This is a genomic window from Acidisoma sp., from assembly GCF_965199065.1.
In the GTDB taxonomy this organism is placed as follows: domain Bacteria; phylum Pseudomonadota; class Alphaproteobacteria; order Acetobacterales; family Acetobacteraceae; genus Acidisoma.
The window spans coordinates 1,333,723-1,351,449 of the sequence record NZ_CBDAQN010000003.1; the positions used below are offsets into that span (position 1 = coordinate 1,333,723).

The window sequence follows — 17,727 nt, forward strand, 5'->3', positions numbered from 1 at the left end:
CACGAAGCGCTACGCGGCGTAGCTAGCACGCTTTTGTAATGAGCGGAGCGTTATCGTGGCGACAACATAAACTTCATCGACCTGGCCATATACGTATTTTCCGAAGCTTGTGTCGGACGCCATTCGCATTTTAATTTTTCCAGGACATGTAACTTGTCTGCTCAGCCGAGGTTTCTGCACATGAGTTGTCCGAGCCGGGTCGTGCACGGGTTGTGAACAGGCTCAGGGTTCTTCTGGTGGAAGATGATCTGCTCGTCGGCGAACTTCTTGCCGAGTTGCTGGGCGAACTGGGTCATGATGTCTGCGGATTGGCGCAGACGGAAGCCGACGCCGTGGCGGCGGCCGCGCGGCATGGACCTGATCTCATCATGGTGGATATAACTTTAAGACAGGGGAATGGCCTGTCCGCCATGCGGACGATAGGCCAGACCAGTGATGCCAGGCATGTTTTCATGACCGGTTCGGGACGCCACCAATTTCCCGAGGGCGCCGTCATTCTGCAAAAGCCGTTCTGCGAGCCGGACCTGCTGCGTGCTCTGGCAGAGGTTTTCGGCCCGCCGGCGCTCAGTTCCGCGGCGCCATGGAGCAACGCGGTCGACTGAGTGTTTTCCGAACCTGCCGCCGCATTGCGGGAGCGCCTAGAACATCCTTTCCAACGCTCCGGTTGCTATGGCACCCGGCGCATGAAGGGATACATCATGTTGCCCGCTGACCTGTTTTTCTACGTTATTCCCTATGTGATTGTGCTCATCGCGCTTTTTTGCGCCGGCAAGACTGTCAAGGTGCTGCGTGAATATGAACGCGCGGTGGTCTTTACCCTTGGGCGGTTCCATGGCGTGAAGGGACCGGGACTGGTCCTCCTGATACCATTCATTCAACAGATGGTGCGCGTTGACCTGCGCATCCAAGTCGTCGAAATCCCGACACAGGACGTGATCTCGCACGACAACGTCTCCATGAAGGTAGACGCGGTTCTTTACTTCAACGTCGTGGACCCGGAACGCGCCATCATCCGCGTGCAGAACTATTTCCCGGCGACGAACATGCTGGCGCAGACGACTCTGCGGGCTGTGCTCGGTCAACACGAGCTGGACGAAATGCTCGCGGAACGTAAGAAGCTCAGCGAGGATGTGCAATCCATCCTCGACACGCAGACTCAGGCTTGGGGGATCAAGGTCAGCAACGTCGAGATCAGAACCGTCGAGCTGTCCGAGAACATGGTGAAGGCGATAGCGAAGCAGGCGGAGGCCGAGCGCGACCGGCGGGCGAAGATCATCCATGCCGAGGCCGAGTTCCAGGCGTCGCAGACGCTTGTGAATGCTGCCAAGATCCTCGGCAGCATTCCCGCCGCCATGCAACTGCGCTATCTGCAGACACTGTCCGAGATTGGCGCCGAACAGAATTCGACGATCGTCTTCCCGATGCCGATCGACCTCGTCAAGCCTTTCCTCGACCTGATGGACAAGGCGACCAAGCCGCGGGGCATGAACGGCGATGCGAGGCTGCACGACGCATCAACCTTGGTCCCGCCGCCCGCCTGACGCTTTACGGGGTAGCGCTCCAAGGCGCGGCCGGCAGCAGGATCAAATCGGGCGTCCCGCGCCCGGTGAGCCTGTGGGTATTGCAGCCTGATCGCGCCGGCTGAGGTCGCCAAGGCCGGCACAATAACAGCACATTTTTGGTCGTCTCGCACAAACGCTACGGCGCTTTGTCATCCGCGACATTATTGACAAACTTGCGGCGGCTTAATTATTGTGAACTTTACGTGCTCGCAATCCGACCATTGCAAGTGCGGACGGCCCCGTCGCCTTCGCGGGAACAAGTAGCTTTCGTTACAAAAACATTGGCCAATCTAAATTGTGCCACAGGGGAACGTGCATGAAGTCCGGAACAAAGCTGGCTTTGATGGTGGCTGCCGGTGTGGCTTTGGGTGCGTTGTCGCCGGCGATGGCCGCCGACAAGCCGCTCCTCGTCTTCGTCCCGAACGGCGCCTCAGACTTCTGGAGGGCTGCGGCTGCGGGGGTAAAAAAAGCCCAGGCCGAGCTTCCCGGCTTCAAGCTGGAATTGGAGTATCCGCAGGCGGCGACTGTCGCGGCGCAACAACAGTTGATGGATGACCTGGTGACCGCCGGTGCAAAGGGCATCATGGTTTCGGCGGTCGATCCCAAGACATCGACCACGGGCCTGAACAAGATCGCGTCCGAGACCGGGCTTTTCACGACCGACAGCGATGCTCCGCAGACGAACCGGATTGCCTATATCGGATCGTCCAATGTCGCCGCCGGACTGCAGGCGGCGCAGATCGCGAAAGCCGCTTTGCCGAACGGCGGCAAATGCATGGGCTTCGTTGGCCTTCTGGGCGCTGACAATGCCCGCGAGCGCATCCAAGGCTTTAAGCAGGGCATCGCCGGGACGAAGATCACGCTCGTCGATGTGCGCGGAGACGACCTCGACCAGACACGCGCGAAGGAGAACGTGTCCGACGTTCTCGTCGCCGATCCGAACGTGACCTGCATGGTGGGGTTCTATTCGTATAACACGCCGCAAATCTACGCTGCGCTCAAGGAAGCCGGAGAGCTTGGCAAGATCACCGTGGTTGGATTTGACGGCGATCCGGTCACTTTGGGTGGCGTGAAGGAAGGCACGATTGCCGCGACGGTGGTGCAACAACCGTTCCTCTGGGCCTATCAAGGAATGAAGTTGATGGCCGCCTACGAGCAGGGTGACAAGTCCGGCATCCCGGCGAACCACCTCATCATCATCCCGACCAAAATCGTCAACAAGGACACGGTCGACGCCTACGTTGCCGACCAGAAGGCGATGGCGGGCGAGTAGACCTTCCAAGCCGGCAGCAGCGCCAAGCGGCTGCCGGCGGCCGGCCCATGATGGAACATCTATGACTAGTTCGAATGCGACAGCGGCGGTCGGCATAGATACGGAACCCGTCCTCGTTCTCAAGGACCTTTCGAAAAGCTACGTGGGCGTTCGCGCCCTGCGTGGCTTCTCGATGACGGTTGCGCGTGGTGAGGTGATTGGCATCGTCGGCGAAAACGGCGCCGGGAAGTCGACGCTCATGAAACTCCTCGGTGGCGTCATCGCCCCCGATAGTGGCGACATCATCGTGGATGGAGTGAGCCACGGGGCGCTCTCGGTGGCCGAGAGCAACGCCGCCGGCATCGCGTTCGTTCATCAGGAACTCAATCTCTTCGAGAACCTCGACGTCGCGGCCAACGTCTACATCGGGCGTGAACCGCGGAAAGGCGGCTGGCTGCAGCTTGTCGACCGGCAGCGGCAGCGGGCGATGACAGCGCCCCTTCTCAAGCGCGTGGGCGCCAGCTTTCCCGCCGAAACTCTTGTCGCCGACCTGTCCCTCGCACAGCGTCAGCTTGTCGAGATCGCGAAGGCGCTTTCGGTCGATGCGCGGCTGGTGATCCTCGATGAGCCGACATCGAGCTTGCCCGTGGCCGAAACCGAAAAGCTCCTCGAGGTCATCGCGGCGTTGAAAGCGCAAGGCATCAGCGTGATTTTCATCTCGCATCGCCTGCATGAGGTAGAGCGCGCGGCGGACCGTGTCATCGCCCTGCGGGACGGCGCCCTAGCGGGCACGCTCGCGCGCGGCGAGATCACCCATGATCGGATGGTCAAGCTCATGATCGGGCGCGATCTTCTGGTCCAGGCGACCGAGGCCGCAGTTCCCGGACCTGTGGTGCTGCGCCTGAAGGCCGTGCGGACGGCCACCTACCCCCGTCAGGCAGTGGATCTCGATCTTCATGCAGGCGAGATACTGGGCCTCGCGGGGCTCGTCGGCGCCGGACGGACGGAGCTGGCGCGGGTAATCTTCGGGGTCGATCCGGCCTTGGGCGGCGAGGTCGAGCTCAACGGCGCGCCCCTGAAGATCCGCGACACGGCCGATGCGGTGGCGCGGGGCATCTTCCTCGTGCCCGAGGACCGCAAAGGCACCGGGATTTTGCTTGGCATGCCGATACAGCAGAACATATCGCTGCCTAACCTCGGTGCTCATTCGAATGGCTTTATGGTGTCGCGGGATCTGGAGGCTCAAACGGCCAGCGCACAGCAGAAGAATCTCAACATCAAGGCAGCCAGCCTGATGACCCTGACAGGCTTACTTTCGGGCGGCAACCAGCAGAAGGTCGTGTTGGCGAAGTGGCTTGCGATGACACCGAAGGTCATGATCCTCGATGAGCCGACCCGCGGCATCGACATCGGCGCCAAGGCTGAAATCTACCGGCTCATGCGCGCGCTCGCCAAGTCGGGTGTCGCAGTCCTGATGATTTCCAGCGACATGGAGGAAGTGATCGGCGTCTCCGATCGTATCGCGGTGATGCATGAAGGCGCGATATCCGGCTTTCTGACGAAAGACCTGTTCAGCGAGGAAAACATCCTGCAGCTCGCCGTGGGCCGGCGTGTCGAGCGCGCGGAACGGCCGGGCGCAGAGAGCACCATTCACGAGGCAGGAACAGCATGAACAAGAAAGACCTCGGCCTTCTCATTCTGATACTGGCCGTCGGCGCCGTCGTCGCCTTCCTCAACCCGCGCTTTCTGCTGCCGGTCAATCTCGCCAATACGTCCAACCTCGTCGGGCTGTTCGGCCTCTCGGCGATCGGGCAGGCTTTCGCCATCATCACCGGCGGCATTGAGCTGTCGGTCGGCTCGGTGATCGCGCTCGTCGGTGTGCTTTTCATTGACCTCATCTCCAACGAAGGAGTTCCCTGGCCGGCGGCCGCAGCGCTGATGGTCGTCATCGGCCTGCTCATCGGGCTCGCGCACGGGCTGCTGATCACAAAACTCAAACTGCAGCCGTTTATCGTGACGCTCTGTGGATTGCTCGTCTATCGCGGCATCGCCCGCTTCTACATGCAGGACGCCACGGCGGGTTTCGGCTTCGGACAGAACTTCCCCGCGCTGAACTGGTTGACGGTTGGGCAGACGTTCGGTGTGCCGCACTCCTTTATCGCTCTGATGATTGTGGCCGTCATCATGTGGGTGGTGTTGCACCGGACTGTCTTCGGACGGCACCTCTACGCGGTCGGCAAGAACGAGGAGGCCGCGCGCTTCTCCGGCATCCGCACGGATCGCGTTGTCATCGCGGCCTACGTCATCTGTCAGGTCCTGACGGTTGCCTCCGCCATCTATTTCGCCATGTACACCGGGTCCATATCACCCGCGTCGCAAGGAAATTTCTATGAACTCTACGCCATTGCCGCAGCCGTTCTGGGCGGTTTCTCGTTGCGCGGCGGCGAAGGTTCCATTGTTGGCGTTGTGCTCGGCGTCGTCCTCCTGCAGGAGCTGCAAAACCTCGTCAACCTGCTTGGGATCCCGTCCTCGCTCAATTTCGCTGTCATGGGCGGCGTTATCCTGGTTGGGGTGACGGTAGACCAGCAGTGGGGCCGCATCCGCACGCGCCGGCGGGAGGCTGAGACGGCGCGTGCGGTTACCCCATAAACGAAGTGCCAGCCTACTCCGGCGGCGTCGGGCGTTGCATCGCCATGCTCCCGGCCGCCAACGTCTCTGCCTGATAGGCTGCGCGCATCTTACGCAGTAGGCGTCCACGGCTGTTGCGCTCGCTTGCGCTCAGCACGCTGAAGAACGCTTCGTCCGTAGCGCACCGCGATGCGCATGTAACGCGCGATGCTGACGCGCCCCGGGGGCGGTGAGGAACAGGCCGTAACGCCGCCGCTCCTGCGCCGCGCGTGTCCTCACAACGAGGCCTTCCCTCTCCAGATGGTCGATGATCCGGACCATCGCCGGCCGGTCCTTGCTCAACACGGTGCCGATCTGGCCCTGGCTGATGCCGGGGTTGGTCGCGATCAGCATGAGGGTGGTGAGCTTCCCGGTGCCGCCCGCCAGCGGTGTCTCCACAAACGCCCTGTCGTAGGCGCGGTTGACCTCGAGCGACAACATCCGGACGTGAAAGCTGAGCAGGTCGGTAAGCACGCTGAGGTCGACCGGGACCGGCCGCGTATCCGGCGGCGCGTCGGCTCGGATGGTGCTCAAAGCCTCCGATATGGGAAGATCTTTCATCCTGGGGAAGGTCTCGGCGCGATGGTCTCGCGTGATCCGTCATCAGCTAACAACCAACTGTTGTGCGACGCAACAGTTGTTTACACTCCACAGACGTAACCCTGCCCTTGGAGGCCAAGATGCCGAACCGGCGCTGCACGACCTTGCTGCGGACAGCAACCCCGCCGCGACGCCGGGCTTCGGCGCCTCACCGCCCCACTGAAAGCCGCTTGACGCATGACCGGACAACCCAAGCGCGTAGGCACGATTTCCGGCGCCAGCCGGGGCATAGGCGCCGCCATCGCCTCTCATCTCGGGGCGGCGGGCTGGGATCTGTCGCTTGGCATGCGTCGTCCCTCAGCGCTGGCGTCAGCGCCCGATGCGCTCCTGAACTCCATCTGCAACGCTGGCGTTATGTTCCCGAAATCGGCTATCACCGCGACAGAGGCCGAGATGGCGGCGATGTTCAACGTCAATGTCTTCGCACCGCAGCGTCTCGCGCAGGCGGCCTGGAAGGGTCTTGCAGCCTCCGGTCGTGGACGCATCGTGGTCATTGCCTCGTTGTCGGGCAAGCGCGTCGCCTCGGCCAACTCCGGCGCCTACGCCATGTCGAAGTTCGCGGCCCTCGGTCTGACCCATGCGTTGCGCCATGCAGGCTGGGAACAAGGTATCCGCGCCACCGCGATCTGCCCCGGCTTCGTCGCGACCGACAAGGCGAGAGCCATCACCGACATGGACCCGGCGGCGATGACGCAACCGGAGGACGTGGCGCGCCTCGTGCAACTAGCGCTTGACCTGCCGAATACCGCGAGTGTGCCGGAAATCGGCGTCAACGCCCGCATCGAAGGGAGTTTGTAGGATGGGTCCCGTCGTCGATCCGGTCGAAGCCGATGCCGTCCAGCCGAAGCGCGCCGATGTGGTCGTCATCGGCGGCGGCATCGTCGGCGTCAGCACAGCCTTCGCGCTTGCCCAGAAAGGGGTGAGCGTCGTCCTCTGCGAGAAGGGCCATATCGCGGGCGAACAGTCCAGCCGCAACTGGGGTTGGGTGCGCAAGACCGGCCGCGACGAACGGGAGATCCCGCTCATCGCCGAGGCCTTGCGCATGTGGGAAGGGATGAACAAGACGATAGGCGCCGAGACCGGCTTCCGCGCCTGCGGCATTCTCTATACCAGCCAGACGGAGGCGGATGACGCGTATCACGAGGATTGGCTGCGGCGCGCGCAGCCTTATCAACTCGGCACACGGCGGCTGAACTCGGACGAAGTCGCGGAGCTGCTGCCAGGCTCTACCAAGCGCTATCGCGGGGCGATGTACAACCCGACCGATGGCCGGGCGGAACCGCAGAAGGCGGCACCCGCCATCGCCACTGCTGCGCGGCAATTGGGGGCGGTCATTCTGACGGGTTGCGCTGTGCGGGGCGTGGAGCAGACCTCCGGGCGCGTCTCGGGCGTCGTGACGGAGCGCGGGCGTATCGATTGCGACGCTGTCGTGCTTGCAGGCGGGGCGTGGTCGCGGCTGTTCTGCGGCAGCCTCGGCATGACGTTGCCGCAGCTCAAGGTTCTGGCATCGGTCATGCGCACAGCACCGATCAACGGGCTGCCCGAAACCTCAAGCTGGAGCTCGGAGTTCGCGTTTCGCCGACGGCTGGACGGCGGATACAACATCGCCAATGGGCACGGCAACGTCGTGCCGCTGACGCCGGATACCTTTCGTTTTGCGCGCCAGTTCATCCCGGCGCTGAGGGCGGAATGGAAAGCGGTGCGGCCTCGGCTCGACGATCGGTTCATGACGGAGGCGCGCATGCCGAAGCGTTGGAAGCTTGATGAGACGTCACCCTTCGAGCAGACGCGTGTTCTCGACCCGACCCCGGATGTCGCCACCAACCTGAAGGTTCGGAAGCGGATCGCGGAAGTCTTCCCCGCCTTCGCGGCAATGAAAATAGAACAACATTGGGCCGGGCTGATTGACGTGACACCGGACGCGGTCCCGGTCATCAGCGGTGTCGATGCGCTACCGGGCTTCATCGTAGCCACCGGCTTTTCCGGTCATGGCTTCGGCATAGGACCCGCCGCAGGACGGCTTGCGGCCGACCTTGCCACCGGTTCGCCGCCCATTGTCGATCCGACGGCCTTTCGGTTCTCCCGGTTCAGCGATGGCTCGCCTATCACCGTCGAAGCCGGCCTTTAACTGAGTTGACTACACGCGGAACTCACCACAGGAGCACAGGATGACGGACTTTCGCCTCTCCCGCCGCTGGCTGATACGCACCGCGCTCGCGGGCCGGCGCCATGCCACTCCTGCCTCATCCCCAGGCGCATGCGCAGACTACGCCGCCGAACAAGCCCCGCGGGACGATCATTGCCGGGATCTCGCAGGAGCCGACGGTATACAACCCGCTGCTGCTGCACATCGAGGTGGATGAGGGAGTTTACATGAACCTCTTCAGCCCGCTTCGGTCGGTCGACCCAAAAGGCAATTTCGTGCCCGGATTGGTGGCCGAGTGCCGAGCACCGAAAACGGCGGCGTTTCCACGGACGGGCCGCATTGGCGGCTCAAGCTGCGGCCGGATGTGACCCGGCACGACGGCACACCGTTCACTGCAGACGACGTGAAGTTCACCATCGACCTCATCAGCGACAAGAACTTTCCTGCCTTCAGCAAGGCGGGACATGAGCTGGTCCAGCACCTCACAATTGTCATCTGCGGGAACAGGCGCAGCAGCTAATGCAGATGTCGGTATCGAGATGAAGATCGACAATCTTCCGCCCGCGGTGATGTGGGGTGATCACTGATATAGTCGCACTACGATACTGCGATTTCCACCAACGACTTCATGAATGGTCAACCTATCGTCAACGGGCTATTTCGCCAGCACATCAACGCCGATGAGGGGTGGCTCGGGCCAGAATACTTTCGTCTACAGCAACCCGGAGGTCGACATGCTGCCAACGCAAGGGGCGGCGACGCTTGAGCAGTCGCAGCGTAGGCCGATCTACCAGAAAATCCAGGCCATCATCCGGCACGATCTGCCGGTGCTGCCAATTTTCCAAAACGTCAACATCCGTTCCAACCGCTGCAACATCAAAGACCGGTATTGGGTGTAACGGATGCCGCCGAACCACTCGGGTTCGGCGGCCGAGCCTTAACTTACGGGGCGCTTTGCGGAATTGCCGACTTGCGGTCTTGTCCGCCAGGCTTCACGCCGCCTTTGCTGGACATGCCGCCACCGCCGGTCCCGCTCGTGGGCGATGTGGTGCTGCTGACGACCTTGCCGCCCTTGATCGCCGGCCCCGGGAACGCAGACCGAGTTGTTGCCGGTGGTACGTCCGAGCCACCACCCGAACTCTGGGCAAAGCTCGACGTGAATGCCGACGGCGCCAGTAACAGCACGCCAGCAGCGATAATCGTGCGCAATTTCATTTAGTAGTTCCACCGTGTTTGAGCCGATCCAAGATGTGGCGATGAAGCACGAATTAACCAAGCTTCAGCACCGGTCAATTTTTCGAAACCCGGGCGGCGGCTATCTCGGCGGCGGTGACATCTCCAGTATAATTGTTTCCGAGATGGGTTCTCAAATAGCCGATTACTTCGGCGATTTGCTGGTTGGACAAAGTTTCGGCGAAGCTTGGCATCGCCTTCTGCCCCAGCAGCACCACGGCAATGGGATAGGCGGCAGTTGCGAGGTCCGGGTTCCGCGCCAGAGCGGGATAGCTGCCCGCGCCGCTGGCACCACGGCCGTCCGGCATGTGACAGGCGGCGCATACAGCGGCGTAGACGGCAGCGCCCCCCTCCTCGGTGAAGTGCGCACGGCTCCCAAACGTGGGCGTCATCGGGGTCTGAGCCCTCGCGGCTGGGCTTCCGATCGCGAGCGCCAAAAGAAAAACGAGGCGATTCACGCCTTCATGACCCGCTCGTGCAGACGTTTGATAGCGTCGAGCGATGACAGCACGGCACCCTCCTGCCAGGCTGGAATATAGGAGGCATGTTCGCCCGCCAGCACGATCCGGCCGTCGATCGCGCAAAGGTTCTTGTAGTGCTCGGCACGAGCGGCCTCCGTCCATTGCCCATAGCAACCGAGGTTGGACGGCACCCGGTGCCAGGCCACGGCCATTCCAGATTGAAACTCCTGCCTGTACTGCGGATGGATCTCCGCGCCACATTCGAGGGCCTTCCGGATGCGGTCTGCCGGGCTCATCGAGGTGAACTCGTAGGCGAAGGGGCCGAAACTGTAGGCACCCAGCAGAACGCCGGGTCCGTTCGAAAAGTAGCCGGCGGCTGGGTAGCCGATCATGGAGATGGGCAAGTCGGTGAAGCTGATGCCGCCATAGATGCTCTCATCGCTCTCCCAGAAGCGGCGGCGGAACTGCAGGCCGATCTTGACGGCCGCCGCATAGGGCACCGCTCCGATCGCCGCAGCCATCGGGGCACCGACGTTCATTTCGATCTGGCTCAGGATGGAGAGCGGGATCGTGCACAGGCACCAGTCGGCGCGCGTCTGGCGCATCGCCTGCGTCGCCGTGTCCTGCCACACGACGCTGACGCCCGCGTCGTCCTGCCGGATGGCGGTGACCTTGGCGCGCAGTTGCACGAGGTCGCCCACCTCACGATTGAAGGCCTGCGCGATCCGGTCCATGCCGCCGACCGGCTGAAACAGGGTCGTCTGGTAGTCGTAGTCGAGCGACACGCCCAGGCTTCGCCATAGCCGCGAGGTCAGCAGGTCCTGGCGGTTGAGCGGCGTCGAGGCGATCGGCTCAGCCGAGAGCCCCCCACCCGGCGGCTTCGTCCAGCCGCGGCGCTCGCTGGCGTCATACCCCGCCCGGTAGATGAAGTCGTCGTCGAGCGCGCCCCAATCCTGCAGAGCGTCGAGCAGGACCCCGGCATCGTCCTTAGATACGAGCTGGTCGAGCTTGTCCGCGTTGACCGCCTTCGCCAGAAGCTCCGAGATCATGCCGTTATAATCGGCCTGCACCGCCCGGTAGCGCTGAGGCTGGCCCCCGAATGCGCCGCGCGCGTGCAGATAGGCGTTGTTGTTGACCTGAATGAAGGGCTCCAGCGGCACGCCAAGCCGCTGGCAGTAGTCGAGCAAGGCGCGGTGATGGTAGGGGATGCGCCAGGGACCCGGGTTGAGGTAGAGCCCCTCCGCGAAGTCACATTGCTGACGCGCGCCGCCCAGTTCGGTGTAGGTGTCGCCGCCGCGGATGGTCCAGGTCCGGCCGCCGACGCGGTCGTTATACTCCAGGACCTGCACTTGATAGCCCGCCCGACGTAGCTCGTAAGCGGCGACGAGGCCCGCGATCCCCGCACCCAGGATAAGGACGGAGGCTTTCGACGGCCGGCCATCGAGCTGGACCGGGCCGCCATAATCGGACGCCTGGGCATGTCCCATGGCCGTCATCGCCAGGTAGAGCGCTGAGCCGCCGCCGGCCGCGCCAATCATGGAAAGGAGGTCGCGGCGTCTTGGCTGAGGCATGCTCAGTCCGCGGTGGCAGCCCGGCCGACGTGGGCGAGCGCCGCATCCACGCCGCGCGGGCAGTCGGTCAACGACACGTAGCGGTAGCGCGGCGGACCCGGATCGATACGGCGGATCAGGGCGATGCCGCTGTGAAGCCCGGCCCGGAAGGCGTAGTGGCAGGCTTCGGGCCGGGCGCCGTAGGAAAGCCCGAGCCGGTAGAGCGCTGCGGGCGGCCAGGGTCGCACATGGGTCGGGTCGTCCCAGAAGCTGCTATAGCCTTGCCCCTCCACATCCGGATCGCTTTTCTCGAACAGGGTGAACTCGCTCGGCGCCTCCAGATAGACGAGGCCGCCGGGTTTTGCCGCGGCGATCAGAGTGCCGAACACACCGATCGCGTCGATGCAGTGCTCCAGCACGTTGGCGGCGACCACCAGGTCCGCGTTGCCCTCGGGCAGGGACGCTCCGGTGGCGGCGAGCAGGCTGAACCGGGCGCCGCGCGGACGGCCGGGCGGCTCGGCGTGCAGATCGATGCCGATATGCTCGAGGTCGTCGCGGCCGGCTTTCGCGGCATTGGCGGCGGCCGTCCAGTTGTAGCAGCCGTAGTCGATGACGCGGGCGCCGGGCGGCAAAGCGCGAAAAGCGCGATCGAGAAGGTCCGGGCCGGATACCGGCAGCTCAGCTATCTGCATAGTCGGCATCCACCTCTTGAACCCTACTACTTTCGAGGTCTGCTGCCACGCCTGCGCATGCCCTCCGGTTACTGGCCTTCTGGCAAGCCTCGGCAGGGCGGTCAAGGCGAAGCCCTCGCCACGCCTTCGTCCGCGGCCTCGATCGCGCTTGATTCTGGACCCGTTCGGCATATCAGGGTGCCAACGGAGGAGCAGTTTTCCCATGACGACGCCCATTGCCGACATTCTGCGGGCCATGTCCGGGAAGCGCGTGCTCGTCGTCGGCGACGTGATGCTCGATCGCTTCATCTATGGGCGGACGGAGCGCGTCTCGCCCGAGGCGCCGTCTCTGGTTCTGGCCGCGGACCGGCAGGAGCAGATGCTGGGCGGCGCCGGCAACGTGGCCGTGAACGTCGTGGCGCTCGGTGCGCGGTGCCGGCTCATCGGGCTCTGCGGCACGGATGCGATCGCGCGCGAACTCGCCGAGGAGATCGCCCGCTACCCCGCCATCACGGCGGACCTCGTGTCCGATCCGCAGCGGACCACGACGCTGAAGGTCCGCCTCGTCAACCCTCAGTTCAACACGCACCTGTTGCGGCTGGACTGGGAGGTCACGACCCCGGCGGGCGCCGACGTGCTCGGCCAGCTGGTGAAGCGAGCCGTGGCAAGCGTCGCCGACGCGGATGTCGTGATCCTGTCCGACTACATGAAGGGTGTTCTCCAGCGGCCGCTCATTGCGGCAGTCGCGGCGGAGGCGGCGGCTCTCGGCATTCCCGTGGTGGTCGATCCCAAGGGCCGCGACTTCGGGCGATATCGCGGCGTCTCGGTCATCGCGCCAAATCTGCATGAGGTGTCGGCGGCGCTCGGCCGCACGGTGCCGCAGGATGAGGCGGCCATCGAACAGGCGGCGGCGGAACTCACTGCCCTGTCCGGCTGCGAGGCCATCGTCGTCAAGCGCAGCCAGTTCGGCGTGCAGCTTGTGGAGGCCGGACACACCGTCGCCTGCTTCCCGACGGTCGCGCGCCGCGTCACCGATGTTTCGGGCGCGGGCGACACCCTTGTGGCGGCCCTCGGCATGGCGCTCGCGGCGGGCGCCGGACTAAGGGATGCGGCGCGCATCGCCAACGCGGCCGCGGGCGTCGCCGTCGCCAAGAAGGGCACGGCGGCGGCGAACCCCGAGGAACTCGCCGAGATGCTGCTGCACCGGCGGGAACACCGGCTCTCGCCCAAGCTGTTCTCGGCGACGGAGGCGCTGCAACGCCAAGTCGGCGCCTGGCAGAGCGAGGGCTTCTCGGTCGGTTTCACGAACGGCTGCTTCGATCTTCTCCATCCCGGCCACATCTTCACCCTGACCGGAGCGCGCAACCGCGTCGACCGGCTGGTGCTGGCGCTGAACACGGATGCCTCCGTGCAGCGGCTGAAGGGTCCAGGCCGCCCGGTGCAGAACGAGGTCGCGCGCATGACCGTGGCGGCGGCGCTGGAAGCGGTGGATGCGGTGATCCTGTTCGACGAGGACACGCCGCTCGAACTCATCCGCGCGTTGCGGCCCAACGTGCTGTTCAAGGGCGGAGACTACCGCCCGGAGACGGTGGTGGGCCGTGACGAGGTCGAGGCCTATGGCGGGCGGGTCGAACTCATCGACTACCTTCCCAACACCAGCACGACGCTGATGATCAAGCGTATGGCGGCGGCGGAGACGATCTAGATCGAAATCATGGCACCCAGCGTCTTTTCACCCGAGGTCGCCGCGGCGTCGTCGCGGGCGGTCGCGTGGCTCCGGGAAGTTGCCTGGCCGTTCTGGCTCGCGCGCGGCATCGACCGGGACCTGTCCGGGCGCGCCGTCGGCTTCCACGAGCACCTGACGCTCGACCGGCATGACTGCGCGGCGGAGTTCCGCCGGCTTCGCGTCGTGACGCGCCAGACCTATGTCTTCAGCGAGGCTGCCTCCGCCGGGCTGCCGGGCGCCGCCGAGGCGGTCATGCTCGGCCTCGACTACCTGCGGCGCCATGCCTTCGATCCCGGCGGCGGCTATCGCTGGCGGTTCGACCTTTCCGGCTGTGTCGTCGACGCCCGGCGTGACCTGTATGACCATGCCTTCGTGCTGCTGGCGCTCGCCTCGGCCATGCGGGTGCTGCCGAGCCCGGATTTGGCCGCGGAGGCGCGGGCGTTGGACGCCTACCTGCACGACGTGTTCCCCCACCAGGCCGGGGGTTACGGCGAGAGCCTGCCGCCCAGCCTGCCGCGCCGTCAGAACCCGCATATGCATCTGCTGGAGGCGTGCCTCGCGGCCTCCGAGGTGTTCGGCGACGACCCTTTCCTTGATCGCGCCGATGGGCTGGTCGATCTTTTCCTGACGCGGATGTTCCAGCCGGCGGAGGGCGCCCTGCCCGAATACTTCGACGAGGCGCTGGTGCCGCACCGGGAGGCGGGACGTTTCGTCGTCGAGCCTGGGCATCATTGCGAGTGGGTCTGGCTGCTGGACTGGCACGCGCGCCGGCGAGCGGAAGCGGGGCGTCCTCGCGTGCCGAATGCCGATGCGGCCAGCCTTCAGCTCGCGCGGTTCGTGGACCGGCACGGCGTCCACCCGCAGACCGGCGCGCTCAGCGACGAGGTGTGGAGCGACGGCACCCCGCGCGCCTTGGGCCAAAGGCTGTGGCCGCAGACCGAGCGACTCAAGTCGGAGCTTCTGCGCCCCGATGCGAATTCCGACCGCGTTCTGCACGCCTTCGCGGTGCTCGACAGCTACATCCTGCCGGCGCCGCCCGGGTTGTGGCTGGAGCGGCGGACAGCTGCCGGAGATTTCACGCGCGACGCGGCCCCTGCGAGCAGCCTCTATCACCTGACCCAATCCATTACTTTCACAAATCAATTGCTGACGGCCAACAGCGAGCTGGGATCAAGAGGATGATCGTCGTGACGGGCGGAGCCGGTTTCATCGGCTCCAATATCGTGGCCGCGCTCAATGACGCCGGCAGGACCGATGTCGTGGTGTGCGACACGCTCGGCCTCGAGGGTAAATGGCAGAACCTGCGCAAACGGACGCTGCAGGACATCGTGCCGCCGCGGGAACTTCTCGCGTGGCTCGATCAACATCGCGATATCGAGGCGGTCGTCCATATGGGCGCCAATTCATCGACCCTCGCCGTCGACGGCGATGAGGTCATCGAAAGCAACTTCCGCGCGTCGTTGCAGCTGCTGGACTGGTGCACCGCGCGCGGCGTCAAGCTCATCTATGCCTCGTCTGCCGCGACCTACGGCGGCGGCGAGCAGGGTTTCGACGACGATCTCACCCTGAACCATCTGCAGACATTGCGGCCGCTCAACCTCTATGGCTGGAGCAAGCACCTTTTCGACCAGGTGGTGGCGACGCGGCGGGAGAACGGCCAGGCGCTGCCGCCGCTATGCGTCGGCCTGAAATTCTTCAACGTCTTCGGACCGAACGAATATCACAAGGGTTCGATGATGAGCCTCGTCTCGAAGTACTTCGGGGCGATCAGGCGCGGCGAGACCGTCGATCTGTTCCGAAGCTATCGCCCGGAGTTCGCTGATGGCGAGCAGCTGCGCGACTTCATTTACGTGGCGGACATCAACCACGTCGTCCTCTGGCTACTGGACAAGACGGCATACGTGGGACTGCTCAACCTTGGTTCCGGGAAGGCGCGCAGCTTCCTCGACCTCGTCGGAGCAGTCTTCGACACTCTCGGGCTGGAGCGGCGGATCCGCTTCGTCGAGATGCCGGACGCGATGCGGGCGCGCTACCAATACTTCACGGAGGCCGACGTGAGCCGGCTCCGCGCTGCCGGCTACAACAGGCCGGCGATGGAACTGGAAGCGGCCGTCGGTCACTTCGTCGGCAAACATCTCGACGCCGCCGATCAGTATCGGTGACCGCGCCACGTCGCGCCACGTCACGTTCGCGGGCGCGGGTGTGCGCCGCCTTTTTTTCGCCCGCCCGCTTTGTTATGGCGCTGAATCGCTCATGCGTTGAAGGAGCCTGTCCATGCGAGTGACAATGATCGGCGGCGGCTATGTCGGCCTTGTGTCCGGAGCCTGCTTTGCCGAATTCGGCATGGAGGTTGTGGTGGTCGAGGTGGATGTCCGCAAGCTCGAAGCCCTGCAGGCGGGACGCATCCCGATTTTCGAACCCGGCCTCGACCGGCTCGTCACCGATAACGTCGCTGCCCGCCGCCTCTCCTTCACAGGCAGCCTGGACGAGGGACTGGACGGCGCCGAGGTCGTCTTCATCGCGGTCGGCACGCCGAGCCGTCGCGGCGACGGCCATGCCGATCTCACCTATGTCTATCAGGCGGCGGAGCAGATCGCGCGCCGGCTGAAGGGCTACGCCGTCATCGTCACCAAGTCGACCGTGCCGGTCGGCACCGGCCGCCGTGTCGCCGAGATCATGCGCGAGGTCCGCCCGGACCTGGACTTCGACATCGCCTCAAACCCCGAGTTCCTGCGCGAGGGCAACGCCATCAGCGATTTCATGCGGCCCGACCGCGTGGTGATCGGCGTCGAGAACGAGCGCGCCGAGGAGGTCTTGCGCACGCTCTACCGCCCGCTGTTCCTCATCGAGACGCCGATGGTCGTGACTTCTATCGAGACCGCCGAACTCACCAAATACGCCGCCAACTCCTTCCTGGCGATGAAGGTGACATTCATCAACGAGGTTGCCGACCTTTGCGAGCGGGTGGGCGCGGACGTGCACGATCTCGCCCGCGGCATGGGGCTCGACGGTCGCATCGGCCGCAAGTTCCTGCATGCGGGTCCGGGGTTCGGCGGCTCCTGCTTCCCCAAGGATACGCTCGCCATGGCCCGTATCGGGCAGGATGCGGGCGCGCCGCAGCGCCTCGTGGAGACGGTTGTCGCGGTGAACGACAGCCGCAAGTCGATCATGGCGCGGCGGGTCGTCCTCGCCTGCGGCGGCTCCGTACGCGGCAAGCGCATCGCCATCTGGGGGCTCACCTTCAAGCCCGAGACAGACGACATGCGGGACGCGCCTTCCATCCCCATCGTCAGCCGGCTGGTGGAGGACGGCGCCGAGGTTTGCGTCTTCGACCCCGAGGGCATGGAGCAGGCGAAGCCGCACCTCCCGCCCGGCGTGGTCTATGCCGGCGACGCGATCGAGGCGGTAACGGACGCCGACGCGCTGGTCGTCGTCACCGAGTGGAACATATTTCGCGCCATGGCGCCTGCCCGCCTGAAGGGGCTGATGCGGGGCCGCGTGATCGTCGACCTCCGCAACATCTTCGACCCCGCGGCGATGCGGGCGGCGGGCTTCAGCTACGGCTCGATCGGGCGCGCGCTGCCGCCGGCCGAGACCCAGGAAAAGCGCGGCGCCGCCTAGGCCGCCGCATCAGATGAAGCTGATGAGCGTGTCGATGCAGGCTCCGAACCGCCGCTCTCCGTAAAGAGCGGGCGGCGTTGCGGCACCAGAGCCCGATGAAGGCCGGGCGGCATAGGTCTCGATTCCCATACGGGCTGGGCACGACTGCATCATCGGGATTGATGAAGTCGTTTAAAAATGGTTATTAGTACGTAAGCGGCCCGTTCAATGTGCGGCCATGTCCTGCGGCAACAGGGAG

Annotated in this window: 18 protein-coding genes; 13 read left to right on the forward strand and 5 right to left on the reverse strand. The window is 64.5% G+C overall.

The genetic code is table 11. From position 1 onward, the window contains the following. Positions 1-236 precede the first annotated feature (236 nt). The 5 genes from ACOEQ1_RS14320 to ACOEQ1_RS14340 all read left to right on the forward strand — a co-directional run bounded on the left by ACOEQ1_RS14320 (position 237) and on the right by ACOEQ1_RS14340 (position 5,463). Positions 237-602, forward strand: coding sequence for a response regulator (locus ACOEQ1_RS14320; RefSeq protein WP_419759913.1), 366 nt, complete (start codon positions 237-239; stop codon positions 600-602). A gap of 96 nt (positions 603-698) precedes the next feature. After that, positions 699-1,541 carry a slipin family protein gene (locus ACOEQ1_RS14325; RefSeq protein ID WP_419759914.1) on the forward strand — a complete coding sequence of 281 codons (843 nt, stop codon included), beginning with the start codon at positions 699-701 and terminating at the stop codon, positions 1,539-1,541. A 337-nt stretch (positions 1,542-1,878) separates the two neighbouring features. Next, positions 1,879-2,835 (forward strand): sugar-binding protein, encoded by a 957-nt coding sequence (locus ACOEQ1_RS14330; protein WP_419759915.1) that lies wholly within the window; start codon positions 1,879-1,881, stop codon positions 2,833-2,835. 61 nt (positions 2,836-2,896) lie between these two features. Further along, positions 2,897-4,486 (forward strand): sugar ABC transporter ATP-binding protein, encoded by a 1,590-nt coding sequence (locus ACOEQ1_RS14335; protein ID WP_419759916.1) that lies wholly within the window; start codon positions 2,897-2,899, stop codon positions 4,484-4,486. Further along, positions 4,483-5,463, forward strand: coding sequence for an ABC transporter permease (locus ACOEQ1_RS14340; protein ID WP_419759917.1), 981 nt, complete (start codon positions 4,483-4,485; stop codon positions 5,461-5,463). The genes ACOEQ1_RS14335 and ACOEQ1_RS14340 overlap by 4 nt, the downstream gene beginning before the upstream one ends. A gap of 129 nt (positions 5,464-5,592) precedes the next feature. Here the strand turns inward: ACOEQ1_RS14340 and ACOEQ1_RS14345 are convergent, their stop codons facing one another. Beyond that, entirely contained in the window at positions 5,593-6,015 is a 423-nt protein-coding gene (locus ACOEQ1_RS14345; RefSeq protein WP_419759918.1) for a MarR family winged helix-turn-helix transcriptional regulator, read from the reverse strand. A 243-nt stretch (positions 6,016-6,258) separates the two neighbouring features. Between ACOEQ1_RS14345 and ACOEQ1_RS14350 the strand changes: the two genes are divergently transcribed. The 4 genes from ACOEQ1_RS14350 to ACOEQ1_RS14365 all read left to right on the forward strand — a co-directional run bounded on the left by ACOEQ1_RS14350 (position 6,259) and on the right by ACOEQ1_RS14365 (position 9,126). Then, a complete protein-coding gene (locus ACOEQ1_RS14350; protein ID WP_419759919.1) occupies positions 6,259-6,879 on the forward strand; it encodes an SDR family NAD(P)-dependent oxidoreductase in 621 nt (206 codons plus the stop codon). 1 nt (position 6,880) lies between these two features. Next, complete coding sequence (locus tag ACOEQ1_RS14355) at positions 6,881-8,209, forward strand: NAD(P)/FAD-dependent oxidoreductase (RefSeq protein WP_419759920.1); 1,329 nt, start codon at positions 6,881-6,883, stop codon at positions 8,207-8,209. A gap of 313 nt (positions 8,210-8,522) precedes the next feature. Then, positions 8,523-8,747, forward strand: coding sequence for an ABC transporter substrate-binding protein (locus ACOEQ1_RS14360; protein ID WP_419759921.1), 225 nt, complete (start codon positions 8,523-8,525; stop codon positions 8,745-8,747). A gap of 160 nt (positions 8,748-8,907) precedes the next feature. After that, complete coding sequence (locus ACOEQ1_RS14365; RefSeq protein WP_419759922.1) at positions 8,908-9,126, forward strand: hypothetical protein; 219 nt, start codon at positions 8,908-8,910, stop codon at positions 9,124-9,126. Between the two features lie 43 nt (positions 9,127-9,169). Here ACOEQ1_RS14365 and ACOEQ1_RS14370 read toward each other — a convergent pair whose 3' ends face one another. From ACOEQ1_RS14370 to ACOEQ1_RS14385, 4 genes are all read right to left on the reverse strand, one after another. After that, on the reverse strand, positions 9,170-9,442 hold the full coding sequence (locus ACOEQ1_RS14370; RefSeq protein ID WP_419759923.1) for a hypothetical protein: 273 nt from the start codon (positions 9,440-9,442) through the stop codon (positions 9,170-9,172). 74 nt (positions 9,443-9,516) lie between these two features. Beyond that, entirely contained in the window at positions 9,517-9,852 is a 336-nt protein-coding gene (locus ACOEQ1_RS14375; RefSeq protein ID WP_419759924.1) for a c-type cytochrome, read from the reverse strand. 62 nt (positions 9,853-9,914) lie between these two features. Continuing rightward, positions 9,915-11,492 (reverse strand): flavin monoamine oxidase family protein, encoded by a 1,578-nt coding sequence (locus tag ACOEQ1_RS14380; protein ID WP_419759925.1) that lies wholly within the window; start codon positions 11,490-11,492, stop codon positions 9,915-9,917. A 2-nt stretch (positions 11,493-11,494) separates the two neighbouring features. After that, positions 11,495-12,163 (reverse strand): methyltransferase domain-containing protein, encoded by a 669-nt coding sequence (locus ACOEQ1_RS14385; RefSeq protein ID WP_419759926.1) that lies wholly within the window; start codon positions 12,161-12,163, stop codon positions 11,495-11,497. A 202-nt stretch (positions 12,164-12,365) separates the two neighbouring features. Here ACOEQ1_RS14385 and ACOEQ1_RS14390 point away from each other — a divergent pair, with 202 nt between their 5' ends. From ACOEQ1_RS14390 to ACOEQ1_RS14405, 4 genes are all read left to right on the forward strand, one after another. Continuing rightward, positions 12,366-13,847 (forward strand): PfkB family carbohydrate kinase, encoded by a 1,482-nt coding sequence (locus ACOEQ1_RS14390; RefSeq protein WP_419759927.1) that lies wholly within the window; start codon positions 12,366-12,368, stop codon positions 13,845-13,847. Positions 13,848-13,856: 9 nt separating this feature from the next. Beyond that, complete coding sequence (locus ACOEQ1_RS14395) at positions 13,857-15,050, forward strand: AGE family epimerase/isomerase (protein WP_419759928.1); 1,194 nt, start codon at positions 13,857-13,859, stop codon at positions 15,048-15,050. Next, positions 15,047-16,030, forward strand: coding sequence for an ADP-glyceromanno-heptose 6-epimerase (rfaD, locus tag ACOEQ1_RS14400; protein ID WP_419759929.1), 984 nt, complete (start codon positions 15,047-15,049; stop codon positions 16,028-16,030). The genes ACOEQ1_RS14395 and rfaD overlap by 4 nt, the downstream gene beginning before the upstream one ends. A gap of 112 nt (positions 16,031-16,142) precedes the next feature. Next, positions 16,143-17,489 (forward strand): UDP-glucose dehydrogenase family protein, encoded by a 1,347-nt coding sequence (locus ACOEQ1_RS14405; RefSeq protein ID WP_419759930.1) that lies wholly within the window; start codon positions 16,143-16,145, stop codon positions 17,487-17,489. Positions 17,490-17,727 lie beyond the last annotated feature (238 nt).